This is a genomic window from Lentzea californiensis, assembly GCF_024648825.1.
In the GTDB taxonomy this organism is placed as follows: Bacteria; Actinomycetota; Actinomycetes; order Mycobacteriales; family Pseudonocardiaceae; genus Lentzea; species Lentzea californiensis.
Genome location: NZ_JANBBE010000001.1, coordinates 949321 through 966030, shown reverse-complemented (window position 1 = coordinate 966030; position 16710 = coordinate 949321). Strand labels below are relative to the sequence as shown.

Genomic DNA, 16710 nt, shown 5'->3' with positions numbered 1-16710 from the left:
GCCCGCACGGCAGGCGACCACTCCGCTGGAACGCGACATGCCCACGCAAGCCGACCCGTGCGCTGCCTACGCGCCCGCCTTCGCAAGGTGACCCGAGCGCATCGGTGAGCACCCCGCTGGAACGCGACAAGCCAAGGCAAGCCGACCCGCACGCCCCTAACCGCCCGCCCAAGCAAGGCGACCGCCCGCGCGGCAGCGACCATCCCGCTAAACACGACAAGCCCATGCAAGCCGACCTGTCCGCACGACACACCCGCAACCAGCCAATCCGAGCCGCTCTCGTACGCCACCCTCAACGCGTTCCACGTGAAACAGCCGCCCGCAACCAGGCCAAGTGGGCGCATCAACCCACGATCAGCGAGACACACGCCCACCCATCAAGCAGCCAGTCATTCTCCTACTCCGCCGCAGCCGGCATCGTCCTCAAACCTCCGCGATCAATCACCAAGCCTCCCCGCTCCACCTCGCGCATCCCCAACAAGAACTCACCCGACTACGAAGACCCGCAGGAACGACCAATCCGAGCGGCGGCACAGAGCAACCAACGCAACTTTCCCCAAGTTTCACGTGAAACGGCGCTCAGGATTTGGCGCCGCACGCGGTCGATCCGTCATGATGGTCCCCTGGCATTCGCCAGCTCTTCCACCGGCCGCCGGGACACCGCGCCGCGTGGTTTCACGTGAAACGCGGACGGAGAACATGGCCGGGGAGTTGCCCGACAGCGCGAAGCTCGTCTTCGGTGAGCACGTTGAGCGTGCCGCCGAGTTCGTCAGGCTCCTGGAGGAGCACGGCGTGGAGCGCGGACTTATCGGTCCTCGTGAAGTCGAGAAGATTTGGGATCGGCACGTGCTGAACTCGGCGGTGATCGAGGAGCTGTTCCTGCCGAACGAACGTGTCGTCGACGTGGGCTCGGGGGCCGGGTTGCCGGGGGTGCCGCTCGCCATTGTGCGGCCCGACCTGAGGATCACGCTTCTCGAGCCGATGGCGCGCCGCATCGCGTGGCTCGAGGAAGTGAAGGAACGGCTCCAGCTCGACAACGTGACGATCCTCCGGGGTCGTGCGGAGGAAGGGCCGGTTCGCAAGCAGTTGTTGAACTGCGACGCCGCGACGGCGCGGGCGGTGGCTCCGCTGGAGAAGCTGACGAAGTGGTGCCTGCCGCTTCTCCGAGGTGGCGGGCGGATGATCGCGCTCAAGGGCGAGCGTGCGCAGGAGGAGCTGGAACGCGACGGCGAGGCGGTGCTCAAAGCCGGGGGTGCCAACGCACATGTCGTCGTCGTGGGAGCGGATGTACTTGAGGTGCCGACGACGGTGCTCATCGTGGAGCGCCAGATGCGGAGGGTTCGTTGAGCGTGTACCCGGAGTTCCACGCAGCCGATGTTCCACGTGAAACGCCCTCCAAACACAAAGCCAAGCCGACCAACAACGGAGATGACAGCGCCGTGGTGTGGACCCCGATTGCAGAAGAGGCGGCTCGTGCGGCAAGCGTGCTGCACCCCGACGAGTCACTGCTCCCCCGCCCGACTCATCGCCGGGTGATGACCGTCGCCAACCAGAAGGGTGGCGTCGGCAAGACGACGAGCACGGTGAACCTCGCCGCGGCGCTCGCCATTCACGGACTCAAGACGCTCGTGATCGACCTCGACCCGCAGGGCAACGCCAGCACGGCGCTCTCCGTCGAGCACCGCAGCGGCACGCCGTCCGTCTACGAGGTGTTGCTCGGCGAGATCTCCATCGCCGAGGCGGCTCAGGTCAGCCCGACGTCGCCGAACCTCTTCTGCGTGCCCGCGACGATCGACCTCGCGGGTGCCGAGATCGAGCTCGTCTCGATGGTGGCGCGTGAGTCGCGGCTCAAGGAGGCGCTCTCCTCCGAGGCGCTCGACCAGCTGCAGCCCGACTACGTCTTCATCGACTGCCCGCCGAGCCTCGGTCTGCTGACCGTCAACGCGATGGTCGCGGCGCAGGAGGTGCTGATCCCCATTCAGTGCGAGTACTACGCGCTGGAGGGGCTGAGCCAGCTGATCCGCAACATCGAGCTCGTGCAGCAGCACCTCAACCCCGACCTCGCGATCTCCACGATCCTCCTCACCATGTACGACGGACGCACGAAGCTCGCGGACCAGGTGACCAGTGAGGTGCGCGGTCACTTCGGCGACGTCGCCCTCCGGACGGTGATTCCGCGCAGCGTGAAGGTCTCCGAGGCGCCGGGATTCGGGCAGACGGTGCTGACGTACGACCCGGGCTCGCGTGGGTCGATGAGTTACCTCGACGCAGCCAAGGAGATCGCGATCCGCGGGGCCAAGAAGGAGGGCGCATGACGGAGCAGCGCAAGGGCGGGCTCGGGCGCGGTCTGGCCGCACTCATCCCGCAGGGTCCGCCGGCCGGTGCGCCGAGCACGATCCGGCCCGCGATGGGCGGCAACGGGTCCACCAAGACTCTGACCCAGCAGCCTGGTGGTGAGGTCGCGGGCGCCTTCTACCGCGAGATCGCGGTCACGGCGATCAGGACGAACGCCAAGCAGCCGCGCCAGGTGTTCGACCAGGATGCGATCGACGAGCTCTCGTTCTCCATCAAGGAGTTCGGGCTCATGCAGCCGATCGTGGTCCGCGAGCTGACCGCGGACACCTTCGAGCTCGTCATGGGCGAGCGCCGGTGGCGGGCCACGCAGCAGGCCGGGCTCAAGACGATTCCGGCCATCGTGCGGCAGACCGCCGACGACGTCATGCTGCGCGACGCGCTGCTGGAGAACATCCACCGCGTTCAGCTCAACCCGCTCGAAGAGGCGGCGGCGTACCAGCAGCTGCTGCAGGAGTTCGGTGTCACGCACGAGGAACTCGCGGACCGCATCGGCCGCAGCCGCCCCGTCGTCACGAACACCATCCGGCTGCTGAAGCTCCCCCTCCCCGTTCAGCGACGGGTCGCGGCCGGCGTGCTGAGCGCCGGTCACGCGCGGGCACTCCTCGGTCTGGACGACGCGGGAGCGCAGGAAGACCTCGCGGCACGGATCATCGCCGAGGGCATGTCGGTCCGCGCGACCGAAGAAGCGGTGACGATCGCCAAGAACGAGAAGCCGAAGAAGGAGAAGGCCGCCCCGCGCAAGCAGCTGCACGCGCCCGGTCTGCAGGAGCTCGCCGAGCGCCTCTCCGACAACTTCGACACCCGAGTGAAGGTCGAGCTCGGGCAGCGAAAAGGCCGGATCGTGGTCGAATTCGGGTCAGTTGATGATCTTCAAAGGATCATCGGCATGATGAGCCCAGAAACGACAATTCGGACATCGGAGTAAGCCCATAGGATCACACCAGGGCCTTATGTCACGGTGACGATGACGCCCCGCATTCAAATGGATACGGGGCGTCACCTATGCAAGAGATCAACGAGCGACAGCGCGCTCGATCAGACCGGCGTAGATCTCGCCCAGCGACTGCCCCGCCGCCTCGACGGCCATCGGCAGGAGCGACGTCTCGGTCAGTCCCGGCGACACGTTCACTTCGAGGAAGTAGACGGTGCCGTCCTCGGCCACGATGGCGTCGGTCCGCGACACGTCCCGCAACCCGAGCAGCCGGTGCGCCGCCACCGCGAGCTCCCCCACCGCCTTGGCCGAGGCCGCGTCCAACCGAGCCGGCGCGTGGAAGTCCGTCAGCCCCGCCGTGTACCGGGCGGTGTAGTCGTAGACCCCGGTCTCCGGAACGATCTCGACGGCCGGCAGCGCGTACGGACCCTCCGGACCGTCGACCACCGCGACCGCCACCTCCACGCCGGAGATGAACTGCTCGGCCAGCACGGTGTCGCCGTACGCCAGGCACCCGACCATGGCCGGCGGCAACTCGGCGGCGTCCCGGACGACCTGAGCACCCAGCGCCGAGCCACCCTGGTCCGGCTTCAGCATCAACGGCAGCCCCAGCGTCGAGACCATCGCGTCGAGCACCGGCTTGGCACCCAGTTCCCGGAACGTCGCGTGGGGCAGCACGATCCACTCCGGCGTCGCCAGTCCGGCACGGGCGAGCTCGGCCTTCGCGGTCGGCTTGTCCCACGCCCGCCGGCACGCCCGCGAGTCCGTGCCCACGTACGGCACGCCGAACATCTCGAGAATCGCCTGCACCGAACCGTTCTCGCCCTCACCGCCGTGCAGCGCGACGACGACGGCGTCCGGACGGTGGTCCCGAAGACGCGTCAGCAGAGACGCGTCAGCGTCCCACTCCTCCACCGTCACGCCCACAGACCGCAGGGCGGCCGACAGCCGGCGGCCGGAGCGGATCGAGACTTCACGTTCGTGGGAAAGCCCACCGGACAGCACAGCGACCATGCGGTCAGCCACAGCAGAACTCCAAGGATCAGGCGGTGTCGGGCGACGGGGTCTGCGGACCGGACAGCCGACGGCCCGGTGTCGCCCCGAAGGTCACGGCCAGCTGCATCTCTTCCTCGATGACGTTCGCCAAGCGGCGGACGCCCTCGCGGATGCGTTCCGGCGTCGGGTAGCAGTACGAGATCCGCAACTGGCGGGAGCCGAAGCCGTCCGCGTAGAAGCCGGTGCCGGACGCGTACGCCACGCGGGCCGTCACGGCGCGGGGCAGCATCGCCTTCGTGTCGATGCCCTCCGGCACCGTCACCCAGACGTAGAAGCCGCCATCCGGAATGTTCCACGTGGAACCTTGCGGCATGTGCTGTTCGAGGGCGGAGATCGCCGCGTCACGGCGTTCCCGGTACGCCTCGCGGTAGGTCTTGATCTGGCCCTTCCAGTCCTGCGTCGACAGGTACCGGGACACGATCATCTGGTTCAGCGTCGGCGGGCACAGGGTGGCCGACTCGGCGGCCAGCACGAGCTTCTCGCGGACGGCGTGCGGCGCCAACACCCAGCCGACCCGCAGACCGGCCGCGAACGTCTTCGAGAACGAGCCGAGGTACACGACGTTGTCCGGGTCCATCGACCGCAACGCCGGGTAGGTCTGCCCGTCGAACCCGAGCAGCCCGTACGGGTTGTCCTCCACGACCAGCACGCCGTAGGTCCGGCAGATCTCCAGGATCTCGGCCCGCCGCGACACCGCCAGCGTCACGCCGGCCGGGTTGTGGAAGTTCGGGATCGTGTAGAGGAACTTGACCCGCTGACCGTTGCGCTTGCAGGCCTCGAGGGCCTCTCGCAGCAACGACGGCACGAGCCCGTCGGCGTCCATCGCGACGTGCACGACCTGCGCCTGGTAGGCGGTGAACGACCCGAGAGCGCCCACGTAGGAGGGCCCCTCGGCGATGACGACGTCACCGGGGTCGCAGAAGATCCGGGTGACCATGTCGAGGCCCATCTGGGAGCCCACGGTCACCACCACGTCGTCCGGGTGGCCGTTGATGCCTTCCAGCGCCATCACGTCGCAGATCTGCTCGCGCAGCGTCGGAACACCGTGCGCCGAGCCGTACTGCAGGGCCACCAGGCCCTCGGAGGCCACCAGCTGACCGATCTCCGCGGACAGCGACTCCAGGGGCAGAGCGGCCAGGTGGGGCATGCCACCGGCCAGCGATACGACCTCGGGACGGGACGCGACTGCGAAAAGTGCCCGGATCTCCGATGCCGTCATCCCTGCCGTGCGCGCTGCGTAGCGGCGGAGGTGGGGGTCAAGGCTTCTGGGGCCCTGCTTGGCGGGCTGCCCGGGCACAGTCATGTGGGACTCCTGTATAGGAAATGTCCCGAGCGAGTGTAACCGTCGTCCCGTTCAGGGCACGCGCCTTCCCGGTTCCGTCACATTCGCCTACCCTCGTATGGGTTCGCTTTGTGTGTTAACGGGTGGAGGTCGGGGTGTCCCGTCGCGTCGTAGGCGTCACGCTGGACAACCTGGAGCATCTCTCCAAGCACAGCAGGACGTGCGTTTTCTGGGAACTGGCTCCTCATCTGCGTGAACAGGCCGAGGAGTACGGCGACACCGAGTTCGAGAAGGAAGCCTGGGTCTCCAGCGTCCTGCTCGAGTGGGGTTCGTGCGGTCGCATGATCTACTGCGACGGCATCCCCGCCGGTTCGGTCTTCTACGCACCACCGGCCGCTGTTCCGCGCAGCGCCGCCTTCCCCACGTCTCCGGTGAGCCCGGACGCGGTCCTCATGACGTCGCTGGACGTCCTCCCCGAGTTTCGCGGGGGCGGGCTCGCGCGAGTCCTCGTGCAGGCCGTGGCGAAGGACCTGACGCGTCGTGGCGTGAAGGCCATCGAGGCGTTCGGCGACATGCGCCCGGACGACGAAGGAGCCAGTTGCGTCACGCCGGCCGACTTCCTCACGAGCGTCGGCTTCAAGACCGTGCGGCCGCACCCCCGCTGGCCCCGGTTGCGGATGGAGCTCCGCAGCTCCATCACCTGGAAGGAAGACGTGGAGGCCGCTCTCGAACGGCTCCTCAACAGCGTCACCGTCTCCACCGCGGAACCCAGCTTCCGCCCGGTCTGAAACGCACGCGGGGCCCTTTCGTACTGACATGCAGTACGAAAGGGCCCCGCGTGCAGTCAGAGCGTCAGCCCTTGGCCATCTCGTAGCGCAGCAGGTCGTTGAACGTGAACGTGCCCGTCGGCTGGTCGTCCTTGCCGAGCAGGTACAGACGCTTCACGGCCACGAGGATCCCCTCGGCCACGATGTCGCGGAACCCAGGGGTCGACAGCCGCGCGCGGTCCTCCGCGTTCGTCAGGTAGCCCACCTCGACGCGGACGGCCGTGCAGCGGGTGAGCCGCAGCAGTTCCCACGTCTTGGGGTGCGAGCCGCAGCTCGACATCGTCGTGCGGGCGGTGACCTCGCGCTGGATGAACCCGGCCAGCGCCTCACCGACCGTCGACGACGCACCGTTGCCGGTGCCGTAGTGGAACGTCGCCACGCCCTGCGCGTTCGGCGACGAGTTGCCGTCGCTGTGCAGGGACAGGATCAGGTCGGCACCGGCCTCGTTCGCGAACCGGGCGCGCTCGTTCTCGTCCGGGCAGTTGTCCGGCCCTCGCGTGAGCAGCGCCTCCATGCCGGTGGCGGCCATCTTGCCTTCGAGACGACGGGCCAGGTCCAGCATCAGATCGGCCTCGGACAGCCCGTCCACGACCACACCGCGGTCCTGGCCACCGTGGCCGGGGTCGATGACGATGCGCTTGCCGGACAGGCGTGAACCGGCGCCGCGCAGCTTCTCCTGCTCGCGCAGCAGCTGCGGACGGCCGCCGCGCACCTTCGGCTGGAGCTGGCGCAACGCGCGCACGGTGTCCGGACCGCACATGCCGTCCACGATCAGGCCGTAGTCGCGCTGGAAGTTCTTCAGCGCCTGCTCGGTCTGCTGGCCGAACACGCCGTTGGCGCGGCCGGCGTCGTAACCGAGCTCCAGCATGCGTTCCTGCAGGGCCAGCACGTCGTCACCGGTCGTCGGCTGCGACATCAGGAACGCGAGCGGCCGGTCCCCCAGCCGGAACGTCGCGTCACGCAGCGAACGGTAGGTCGCCGGGCCGACGATGCCATCGATGATCAGCCCCCGCTGCTGCTGGAACGCGCGCACTGCGTGCTCGACCTGCTGGTCGAACACCGGCGGCGCCTGTGGGTCGGCCGGCGGAAGCAGTCCGAGCCTGGTCAGGGTCGACCGGATCTCGGCAACATCACTTCCGACGTCCCCGCGGCGGAGCAGCTGCATGCACCCTCGCTCGACTAGGGCGCCGAACCTGGTCGGCGCGTCAGTTGGGAAGTCTTCATTGTGCCCTGCTGCGCTAAGTGATCGATGCAGGGCTACTCACAGTCGTACCGAGATCACCGCCCCGGCACCAAAACGAACGTGACCCGCTCGTCTTATCGATAGACGGGCGGGTCACGTTGCGCGTTGCAAAGAACTTCTCAGCTCCTGCAACTTCTTGAACTCAGGAGAGCACGTCCGACAGGTCCTTCAGCAGCGCGGCCTTGGGCTTCGCGCCGACGATCTGCTTCACCGGGCGGCCGCCCTGGAACAGGATCAGCGTCGGCACGGACATGATCTGGTAGTCGCGGGCGATCGACGGGTTGGCGTCGATGTCGACCTTGGCGATGGTGATCTTCTCGCCGTGCTCGGCCGCGATCTCCTCCAGCACCGGGGCAACCATCTTGCACGGGCCGCACCAGGTCGCCCAGAAGTCGACCAGCACGGGCTTCTCGCTGGTCAGCACGTCGTCCGCGAACGACTTGTCGGTCACCGTGACGGTGGCGCCTGCCATGTTGATCTCCCTAAAAGGACTCGCAGAAGGAACTTCAGTTGCTCTTGCCGTAGCCGCCACCGACGGCCTCGGCGGCCATCTCGGCCTGCTCGGTGCCGTGCTCGGCCAGCCACCGCTCCGCGTCGATCGCAGCGCTGCAACCGGAGCCGGCGGCGGTGATCGCCTGACGGTATTCGTGGTCGACCAGGTCCCCGGCGGCGAACACGCCGTCGAGGTTCGTGTACGAGGACTTGTCCTTGGTCAGGACGTAGCCCTCCGCGTCGAGGTCGACCTGGCCCTTGACCAGAGCCGAGCGCGGGTCGTGGCCGATCGCGAGGAAGAAACCGGTGACGGGCAGCTCGGACTCGGCGCCGGTCTGGGTGTCCTTGACCTTGATCGACGACACGGTGCCGTCACCGAGAACGTCGGTGACCTGCGTGTTCAGCTGCCACCTGATCTTCTCGTTGGCGCGGGCGCGCTCCAGCATGACCTTCGAGGCGCGGAACTCCTCGCGGCGGTGGATGACCGTCACGGACTTGGCGAAGCGCGTGAGGAACGTCGCCTCCTCCATCGCCGTGTCGCCGCCGCCGACCACCGCGATGTCGTGGTCGCGGAAGAAGAACCCGTCGCACGTCGCACAGGCGGACACGCCGCGGCCGAGCAGCTCCTGCTCGCCGGGGATGTTCAGGTAACGGGCCGCGGCACCCATCGCGAGGATGACGGCCTTGGCCTCGTACTCGACGCCGTTCGCGACGACCTTCTTGACGTCACCGGTCAGCTCGACCGACTCGACGTCCTCGGCGCGCAGCTCGGCACCGAAGCGGGTGGCCTGCTCGCGCATCTGCTCCATGAGCTCGGGGCCCATGATGCCGTCGCGGAAGCCCGGGTAGTTCTCGACCTCGGTCGTCGTCATGAGGGCGCCGCCGTACTGCGACCCCTCGAAGACCAGGGGCTCCAGCTGCGCGCGTGCCGCGTAGACCGCCGCGGTGTAGCCCGCCGGTCCCGATCCAATGATGATCACGTTGCGCACGCTCACGGCTCTGCAACTCCTCGATCTCGTCGTCTGACTGGCTCAACGGATCGTAGGTGCAGCTAATTCCGTGACTTGAACGACTACCTCTGACCCACGGTCGTGTCCTCGAGAACGCCCTCCGGCTTGTCCGGCCCGCAGGTCGCCGGGTCCAGCACGACCAGGCGGTACTTGCCCAGTCCGGCGGGCAGGATCGCCATGACCGCGGACTTGCCCTCGAGGTCGATCGGGCTGATGCCGAGCGGGGTGCCCGAGCTGGTGATGCCGCCGCCCTTCAGACAGCCGGCCAACCGGTCGGGGGTCTCCAGCGGGCCGTAGTTCTGCGCTCTGAGCACTTCACCGACGGCGGAGCCCAGTTCGTCGCGCTTGAGCGCGAGCGGGGGCGCCGCACCCGGCTTGGTCGTCGGCGCGGGCGCGGCGTCGTTCGCGGGCGGCTGCTGCTGCGCGCCCGGTGACACGGCCAGCACGATGCCGAACGCGGCCGCGGCGGCGACCAGCACACCGGCACCGCCCATGCCGAGCCGGCGGTTGCGGCGCTTGCGGGCGTCGTTCAGCGACACGACCGGCGCGATGCCGGGACGGGCCTCCGCGGCCAGCGCCGCGTCGATCCGCGCGGCCACGTGGTCGGGCATCGGGACGGGCGGCAACGACCGCAGGTCCTCCAGCGTGGCGTCGAGCGCCTGCAGGACCTCCCTGGCGTCGGCGTCCGCCTCGACCCTCGGACGCAGCTGTGCGGCGACCTCAGGGGGCAGCACGCCCGCGTGCAGGTCCGCGATGAGGTCAACAGACCACGGCGGACCCATCGGCACGCGCTCCATGCCGGTCATCGGCCCTCCCACTGACGTTGCTCTTGCACATTCACACCGTCAGCTGGGACGTTCGCATCTGCGATTCGGTTCCTGAGGTGCCCGAGAACTTTGGCCAGCTTGGCGCGACCACGCGCACACCGGCTCTTCACCGTGCCCTCCGCGATGCCGAGCATCTTCGCCGTTTCGGCGACCGAATACCCCTCGACGTCGACGAGCACGATGGGCGCCCGCTGCTCTTCCGGCAGCTCCATCAACGCCTGCTGCACCATGAGGCTGGTCTCGCGGTCGCTCATCGCGTCGCGGGGAGCGACGGGTTCGCCGGGACCGGCCTCGGGCAACGGCACTGTCGGTCTTGTTTGTCTGCGTCTCATCCGATCGAGACACGCGTTCACCACGATCCGGTGAAGCCAGGTGGTCACCTGTGACTCGGCGCGGAACGACGACGCCGCCCGGAAAGCCGAGATGAACGCCTCCTGCAGCGCGTCCGCGGCCTCTTCGGGATCACGCAGCGTGCGCAACGCCACCGCCCACATCCGGTCGCGGTGCCGTTTGACCAGCTCCGAGAACGCGTAGGGGTCACCTGCGGCGTGGGCCGAGATGAGATCGGCGTCCGAGCTGGCTGCGGCGGTCACGGTGGGAACTTTAGCGAGGGTGATCACAGATCACCCGGACAGGGCTACCCAGAGTGCGGGCGTAGTTCTACTCGCCGTCCTACTGCGCTCGCGTGTAGACGACTTCCCGGACCTCGGACTGGTTCTTGCCGCCGCCGGCGCTGGTGAGCTGCGTGATCCAGATCAGGACGTGACCGGTCGGCTCGTGCTCGTTCAGCTGGATCTGCGTCTGCCCGTCGGACAGGTCGGCGACCCCGATGACCTTGGTCTCCTCGAGCGGCGCGTCCAGCGCGGACGCGGACCTGATCTCGACGTGCGTGCCCTTGCTGGGCGAGGTGATGGTGACCGAGGCCAGCTTCACCGGCTCCGCGAACGAGGCCATCAGCCCGATGCCGGGCTTCAGCGTCGGGAACGGCTGGAAGTAGTTGTCGGTCCGCCAGAACGTGCCCGCGTTGTTGTCGGCCGCCCGGCTCGCCTGGTTGGGGTTGTCGGGCTGGTTGGTCACGTCGTAGACGCCGATGGCCGCCGGCTGCACCGGTCCGGCGGGTGCGGGCGGAGGTGCGCTCTGGCCGTTCGACCCCGGCTGGTTGATCACCACGGTCGGGCCGCCGCCCTTGGACGGCTCGTCGCTGAAGAACCCGACGATCTGCACGCTCAGCCACACGATCACGGTCAGTGTGGCCAGGGCGAGCACGCCGACGCTGATCCACAACTTCTTCTTCTGCTGCTTGTCCTGCCGTGGGCGCTGCGTGGTCCACACGACCTGGTCGTCGTCATCACGGGTCGACGCCACGGCCGGGATCAGCGCGGTCTGGGCTTCCTCGGCCGCGATCTGGTCGAGGACCTGCAGGATCGCGGCGGACGTCCGGATGCCGCCCACCGAGGTGTCTTCCAGCGACCGCACCGCGACGGACGACAGGTCGTGCGGCAGGTACGGGTGCAACGCGTTCGGAGCGACCACGGACCCGTCCGGCCCGGTCGGTGCGACCGGCACGCCCTGAGGGCCGCCCGGCAGCGCCCACCGGCCCGTCAGCAGCAGGTACAGGATCGCGCCGAGGCCCTTGACGTCGTCGCGCGCGATCGCGTCCGGCCGCGGGCCGGGGAACGCGAGGCGCAGGCGGCCGTCCGAGGTGACCCGGATGCGCTGCGGGTGGTCGGCGCCCAGCACGAGACCGGCGTGGTGCGCGCCCTCGATGGCGGCGCCCAGCGGTTCGAGCAGGCGGGTCGCGGCGCCCGCCGGCAGCGGGCCCTCCGCGATGAGGTCCATCAGGTCGGTGCCCTGGGTCCACTCGGCGATGACGATGCCGAGGATGCCCTCGTCGGGACGGATGCCGGTGCCGGGCGTCAGCACGTCGATCACCCTGGACACGCCGGGGTGCGTGAACGACGACGCGTGCATCGCGCGTTCGACCGTTCGGCGGGCACGGGCGGCAGCCTCGTTGTCCGCGAGGTTGCCCAGCAGCACCGTCAGCGCCACGTCCCGGTTGAGCTGACCGTCGCGCGCTCGCCACAGCTCCGCGTTGGACCGCGCGTCTGCTCCTGATTTCGCGAGCAGCCGGTAGCGGCCGTTGCCGATGACGCCCCCGGGATTCAGGGCGGCGTGAACTCCGCTACTCACGGACACGAGGGTACGGGACGGCGCTCACGGACTGGAGTCACCTTCGCCGCACCAAACGGTTGATCTTGGCGATCACCGGCTTCATCTCGGGCACCCGGAACGCCGCCAAAAGGCCGAACGCGAGGGGCAGGCCGATCGCCGTCACGAGCACGACCTCGATCCAGGCCGCCACGACCGGCTCGATGGTCCCGAGCATGCCCAGGACCAGCCAGTTCGCGCCCTTGGCGACCGCGAAGGCCAGCGAGGAGGCGACGACCGTGAGGCAGACCGTCCAGATGGTGAAGCCGGTGCGCAGGCGGCCGAGGCGGATCCGCAGCCACACCTGGCCGACGATCGCGCCGAAGACGAAGCTCAGCGACATCGCCAGCGACACGCCGACGGCGAGCTGCGAGGCGTCACCCGGCGTGGACACGGCGAGGAAGAGGTAGAGCAGGCCGATGCGCACCGCCACGATCAACGCCTGGATGAGCGTCGGCGTGCGGGCGTCCTTCATCGCGTAGAAGACCCGCAGCTGCAGCAGCGTCACGGCGTAGGGCACGAGACCGAACGCCGAGAGCGCGAGCGCCAGACCGATCCTCGTGCCGCCCTCGACGCCTGAGTTGCCCCAGGCGAAGGCCGCGAGGCCGATGGCCAGACCGGACACCGTCATCAGCGCGCTGAACGGCATCAGCAGGATCGCCGACATGCGGTTGCCGAACAGCAGGTCGCGCACGATCGACTCGTTGTCGTTGTTCGCGGCCGCCCGGCTCATCTTCGGCATCAGCGCCGTCAGCAGGGAGACACCGAGAACGCCGTACGGCACCTGGGCGATCAGCCACTGGTAGTTGAACGCCGTCAGCGTGCCCTCGGCGCTCGTCGCCACGTTCGTCAGAACCGTCATGCTGGCCAGGCCGAGCCCGACGTAGAGCAGCACCCAGAACGCGAGGCTGCCGAACTCCGACAGGCGCGAGTCCCAGCCGAAGCGCCACTTGAACTTGAAGCCGGTCTTCTTCAGCGCCGGGAACAGCACGGACGCCTGCACGGCCACACCGAGCGCGGTGCCGAGGCCGAGGACCAGCAGGTGCACGTCGGTCATGCGAACCGGGTTGAGCGTGAGCTCGCCCGGCAGCAGCGCGTAGACGACCAGAACGACGATCACGACGAGGTTGTTCAGCACCGGCGCCCAGGTGGGGATGCCGAACACGTGCCGTGCGTTGAGCACGGCGCTGAGCAGCGCCGTCAGGCCGTAGAAGACGATGCCCGGCAGCACCAGGTACGCGAACGCGGTGACCAGCTCGGGGTTCGCGTTCTCGGAGTCGGAGATGTAGAGGTCGGTCAGCAACGGCGCGCAGGCCATCGCGATGACCGTGCCGACGGCGAGGATCAGCGTGCCCATGGTGATCAGCCACTGGGCGTACGACTCGCCGCCGTCGCCGTCCTCCTTCTCGGCCCGGACCAGCAGCGGGATCGCCACGCTGGTCAGGATGCCGCCGAGCAGGAGCTCGTTGATCATCGTGGGCAGCATCGACGCCGCCTGGTACGAGTCGCCGAGCATCTCGGCGCCGATCACCGCGATCAGCAGCACCTTCGACAGCAGGCCGGTGCCCCGGCTGACGATCGTCGCGATCGCCATCGAGCCGCTCGCCCTGGCGACCGACGGTGGTTGGTTCTGCTGCTCTGGCTGGGTGGTCGTGGCTGTCTCGCTCACGCGCTCGACTTCTCCGGTGTGACGTTCTCGATGGACGGTGCGCCGCCGTTCTCGCCGTTGCGAGCGCGGACCCGCTTGTAGATGCGCCGCCCGGAAAGCAGGACGAGCGCGATCCCGGCGATCACGGTGATGATCACCGTGATGGTGCCGTAGGCGGACGACGACACCTCCAGCTTGACAGTGTCACCGAGAGCGACGCCCTCCGGAGTGGTCAGTCGCACGCTGACCGGGAACCGGCCGGAGCGCAGCACCTCGACGGGCACCCGCACGACGCGCTCGCCGCGGGCGGGAAGCACCTGGTCGGCGAGGTCGAGCTTGCGGATGCCGGGGGTGTCGGCGAGGTTGATCCGGACCGTCACGCGCACGTCGAGCTTGTTCGTGATCGTGACCGGGATCGGGCTGTCGCCGGAGCCGAGCAGGATCGGGCTGTTCGGCTGCGTCACGCCGACCATGCCGGTCAGCGCGTTCAGCTCGCTCTGGCTGACCTCGGCCGCGGACCGGGCGCCCTGCTCGTTGCCCCGCCACGCGCCGGACATCGCCCGCAGCAGCCCGAGCCACAGCGGGTCGGCCAGGTCGGACGGCGACGCGTGCGCGCTGTCCTCCTGCTGCATGGCCGCGACGAGGCCGTTGAGCTCGACGCTCTGGTCCGTCACGGAGTCCGAGATGATCGCCGAGATCTCCCGCGCACCGGCCTCCGGCGGGTAGGAGATCTTGGCGTTCGTCACCGCGGGCGTGGCGCCGGTGAGCTCCGCGAGCCCGGTCTGGCTCGCATAACCGCTGGTCAGCAGCTTCTGAGCGGTGGTGAGGAACTCGGTCATCTCCGAGAGCGGCGCGTGCCAGCGGCGCGGCGGCGCGACCAGCACGTTGCGGCCGTCGCCCTGCCAGCCGGCGCGGAACACCAGCACCGCCAGCGCGTTCTGCACGGACACCGGCTGGCTCTCGACCGGCGTGGTCACGCCGGACAAGGTGCGCGGGCGCGACTCACTGCCCTGCAGCGCGTCCGAGACCATCGAGTCGATCTTCACCGCGGTCACCGGGTTCTTGCCGCCGATGACGACCGGCGCGGTGCCCGGCGCGTCGGCGATGCCGGTCGGGTCGAGCAGCAGCGACTTCGCGCCGGGGTAGCCCTTGTCCGGCTGAGGGGTGACCAGCTCGTCGAACGTCGACTGGTCGAGCACGCCGTCCTCCGGCCACACCAGGTCGGGCAGCGGCTGCACGGACAGGACGTCCTGGATGAGCTTGGGGCCGTCCGTCACCGCGAGCGTGCGCATGGTCGCGAGCTTCGCCCTGTTCAACGCCACGAGGTCGGCGTCGGCGTACGGCAGCGCGACGACGCAACGGCCCGTGACGGCGAGCTTGAGGCGGTCGAGCCACAGCTTCGCCTCGATCCTGCCCTTGCCCTCGGTGCCGCCACGCAGCTGGTAACCGGTGCTCATGGCCTGCACGGTGCGCAGCAGGTCCGGGTCGATGGCCAGGCACATGGCCGTGCTCATCTGCGGAACCGCCTGCTCGTAGGCCTGCAGCAGGCCGTACAGCCGGCCGTTGACCGAGAGCGACGCCGCGAGCTCGTCGTCGATCAGCTCCGACCGGCCCTCGCCGCCCAGCCTGACCAGCCGCGGGCGGTCCGCGATCGGCCACAGCACCGTCAGCTTCGAGCTCGCGCCCGGCTTGCCCCTGGTCTCGCCGCCGGGCACGCCCAGCACGGGCAGCAGCGTCGACAGCGCCGCGAGACGTGCCTGGCCGCCGTAGTCCGGCCTGCCGTTCACGTTCGCGAGGATCGGGTAGATGCCCGGCCGTTCGACCTCCAGCGAGGTCGGCTCGGTACCGCGCAGCGGCACCTCCAGCGTGAAGTCCTTCTGCTGGCCCGGTTCGAGTTCGCCGGCGACAGGGGTGAACTTGGGCTGCACGGCCTCGGCCGCCGCCGGCTCCCGCAACGCCTTGCGCAGGTCGTCCTCGGAGTCGAGCGGCTCACCGCGCTCCAGGCGCAGCACGATGTCGGACACCTTGCGGTCGCCGATGTTGACGATCTTGCCGGTGATCCTGACGGTCGCCGGGGAGTCGCTCGTGACGAACCGGGGGGTGAGCTGGTCGATGTCGAGCCGCAGGAACTGCGGCTGCGCCTGACCCGGCTGGGCGGAGAGCGATCTGGTCGCCCACACCTGGGTGGCGGGAGCGGGCATGAACGGCAACGCGTCGACCTCGTCCGGCTGCCCCTGCTGGGCGGCCGCGGCCGGCGCTGTGATCACCACGAACGCGGCGACAGCGGCTGTGCAGACGAGCTTCTTCAGGCTCACGCCGACGACTCCGCCCCGTTGTGGCAACGGCCGGCGAGCAGTTCGGCTGCTCGGCGGACCAGGCGGCGCTCGTCGGCATACGCGAGTCGCTCGTCCAGTTCGCCGAGTGGCACCCACGCCACCTCGGTGACCTCCACGTCTTCGTCGGAAAGCTCTCCCCCCGTCGCTTCGAGGAGGAAGTGGTGAACCGTCTTGTGCACCCGGCGGTCGTCAGCGACGAACCAGTAGTCGATCGACCCCAACGGGCGCAACACCCTGCTATGAATACCGGTCTCCTCGGCGACCTCGCGCACCGCGGTCTGCTCCGCGGTCTCGCCTGCCTCGATGTGACCCTTGGGCAAAGACCACAGCAACCGGCCGCGCCGGTCAAGTCTGCCGATCACCGCGGCCCGCCGCTCGCCGTCGAGCACCAGGCCACCGGCCGACGTCTCGTCGACGGTCTCGAGCCTCCTGCCCCGGCGCCGCTTCCGGCGCCCCGGCTTGGGACTCCCGGAACGTGCGGCTGACGGGGACATA

At 69.0% G+C, this 16710-nt stretch carries 15 protein-coding genes; 4 read left to right on the top strand and 11 right to left on the bottom strand.

Translation table 11 applies throughout. The annotated features are described in order from the left end of the window. The first annotated feature begins 699 nt into the window (after positions 1-699). The 3 genes from rsmG (at position 700) to LX88_RS05105 (ending at position 3280) form a co-directional block, all read left to right on the top strand. Entirely contained in the window at positions 700-1347 is a 648-nt protein-coding gene (gene rsmG / locus LX88_RS05115; protein ID WP_258947610.1) for a 16S rRNA (guanine(527)-N(7))-methyltransferase RsmG, read from the top strand. Between the two features lie 92 nt (positions 1348-1439). Next, positions 1440-2315: a ParA family protein gene (locus tag LX88_RS05110; RefSeq protein WP_245983842.1), complete on the top strand. Its 876-nt coding sequence runs from the start codon at positions 1440-1442 to the stop codon at positions 2313-2315. Then, entirely contained in the window at positions 2312-3280 is a 969-nt protein-coding gene (locus tag LX88_RS05105; RefSeq protein ID WP_258946662.1) for a ParB/RepB/Spo0J family partition protein, read from the top strand. Before LX88_RS05110 ends, LX88_RS05105 begins: the two co-directional genes overlap by 4 nt. A gap of 87 nt (positions 3281-3367) precedes the next feature. Here the strand turns inward: LX88_RS05105 and LX88_RS05100 are convergent, their stop codons facing one another. Beyond that, complete coding sequence (locus LX88_RS05100; protein ID WP_090071997.1) at positions 3368-4312, bottom strand: D-alanine--D-alanine ligase family protein; 945 nt, start codon at positions 4310-4312, stop codon at positions 3368-3370. Between the two features lie 16 nt (positions 4313-4328). After that, entirely contained in the window at positions 4329-5645 is a 1317-nt protein-coding gene (locus tag LX88_RS05095; RefSeq protein WP_258946661.1) for an aminotransferase-like domain-containing protein, read from the bottom strand. Positions 5646-5779: 134 nt separating this feature from the next. Between LX88_RS05095 and LX88_RS05090 the strand changes: the two genes are divergently transcribed. Beyond that, a complete protein-coding gene (locus LX88_RS05090) occupies positions 5780-6412 on the top strand; it encodes a GNAT family N-acetyltransferase (protein WP_090072241.1) in 633 nt (210 codons plus the stop codon). A gap of 64 nt (positions 6413-6476) precedes the next feature. Here LX88_RS05090 and LX88_RS05085 read toward each other — a convergent pair whose 3' ends face one another. The 9 genes from LX88_RS05085 to LX88_RS05045 form a co-directional block, all read right to left on the bottom strand. Then, positions 6477-7616, bottom strand: coding sequence for an N-acetylmuramoyl-L-alanine amidase (locus LX88_RS05085; protein ID WP_258946660.1), 1140 nt, complete (start codon positions 7614-7616; stop codon positions 6477-6479). Between the two features lie 220 nt (positions 7617-7836). After that, positions 7837-8166, bottom strand: a complete 330-nt coding sequence (trxA, locus tag LX88_RS05080) for a thioredoxin (protein ID WP_090071992.1) — start codon at positions 8164-8166, stop codon at positions 7837-7839. A gap of 34 nt (positions 8167-8200) precedes the next feature. Next, entirely contained in the window at positions 8201-9181 is a 981-nt protein-coding gene (gene trxB, locus LX88_RS05075; protein WP_258946659.1) for a thioredoxin-disulfide reductase, read from the bottom strand. 77 nt (positions 9182-9258) lie between these two features. After that, a complete protein-coding gene (locus tag LX88_RS05070) occupies positions 9259-10002 on the bottom strand; it encodes an RsmA family anti-sigma factor (RefSeq protein ID WP_258946658.1) in 744 nt (247 codons plus the stop codon). Then, positions 9999-10616 carry an RNA polymerase sigma factor SigM gene (gene sigM / locus LX88_RS05065; RefSeq protein WP_090071983.1) on the bottom strand — a complete coding sequence of 206 codons (618 nt, stop codon included), beginning with the start codon at positions 10614-10616 and terminating at the stop codon, positions 9999-10001. The genes LX88_RS05070 and sigM overlap by 4 nt, the downstream gene beginning before the upstream one ends. A 79-nt stretch (positions 10617-10695) precedes the next feature. After that, positions 10696-12219 (bottom strand): protein kinase family protein, encoded by a 1524-nt coding sequence (locus tag LX88_RS05060; protein WP_372511181.1) that lies wholly within the window; start codon positions 12217-12219, stop codon positions 10696-10698. Positions 12220-12250: 31 nt separating this feature from the next. Then, positions 12251-13900, bottom strand: a complete 1650-nt coding sequence (gene murJ, locus LX88_RS05055) for a murein biosynthesis integral membrane protein MurJ (protein WP_258946656.1) — start codon at positions 13898-13900, stop codon at positions 12251-12253. Next, positions 13897-16194, bottom strand: coding sequence for a DUF6049 family protein (locus LX88_RS05050; RefSeq protein WP_258946655.1), 2298 nt, complete (start codon positions 16192-16194; stop codon positions 13897-13899). Before LX88_RS05050 ends, murJ begins: the two co-directional genes overlap by 4 nt. Next, positions 16191-16709, bottom strand: coding sequence for an NUDIX hydrolase (locus LX88_RS05045; protein ID WP_258946654.1), 519 nt, complete (start codon positions 16707-16709; stop codon positions 16191-16193). The genes LX88_RS05050 and LX88_RS05045 overlap by 4 nt, the downstream gene beginning before the upstream one ends. Position 16710 lies beyond the last annotated feature (1 nt).

Excerpts from the sequence above, each read along its gene's own strand:
- rsmG (WP_258947610.1), top strand. The coding sequence starts at position 700 with ATGGCCGGGGAGTTGCCCGACAGCGCGAAGCTCGTCTTCGGTGAGCAC.
- LX88_RS05105 (WP_258946662.1), top strand. The coding sequence starts at position 2,312 with ATGACGGAGCAGCGCAAGGGCGGGCTCGGGCGCGGTCTGGCCGCACTC.
- LX88_RS05095 (WP_258946661.1), bottom strand. The coding sequence starts at position 5,645 with ATGACTGTGCCCGGGCAGCCCGCCAAGCAGGGCCCCAGAAGCCTTGAC.
- LX88_RS05085 (WP_258946660.1), bottom strand. The coding sequence starts at position 7,616 with ATGCAGCTGCTCCGCCGCGGGGACGTCGGAAGTGATGTTGCCGAGATC.
- trxA (WP_090071992.1), bottom strand. The coding sequence starts at position 8,166 with ATGGCAGGCGCCACCGTCACGGTGACCGACAAGTCGTTCGCGGACGAC.
- LX88_RS05070 (WP_258946658.1), bottom strand. The coding sequence starts at position 10,002 with ATGACCGGCATGGAGCGCGTGCCGATGGGTCCGCCGTGGTCTGTTGAC.
- LX88_RS05045 (WP_258946654.1), bottom strand. The coding sequence starts at position 16,709 with ATGTCCCCGTCAGCCGCACGTTCCGGGAGTCCCAAGCCGGGGCGCCGG.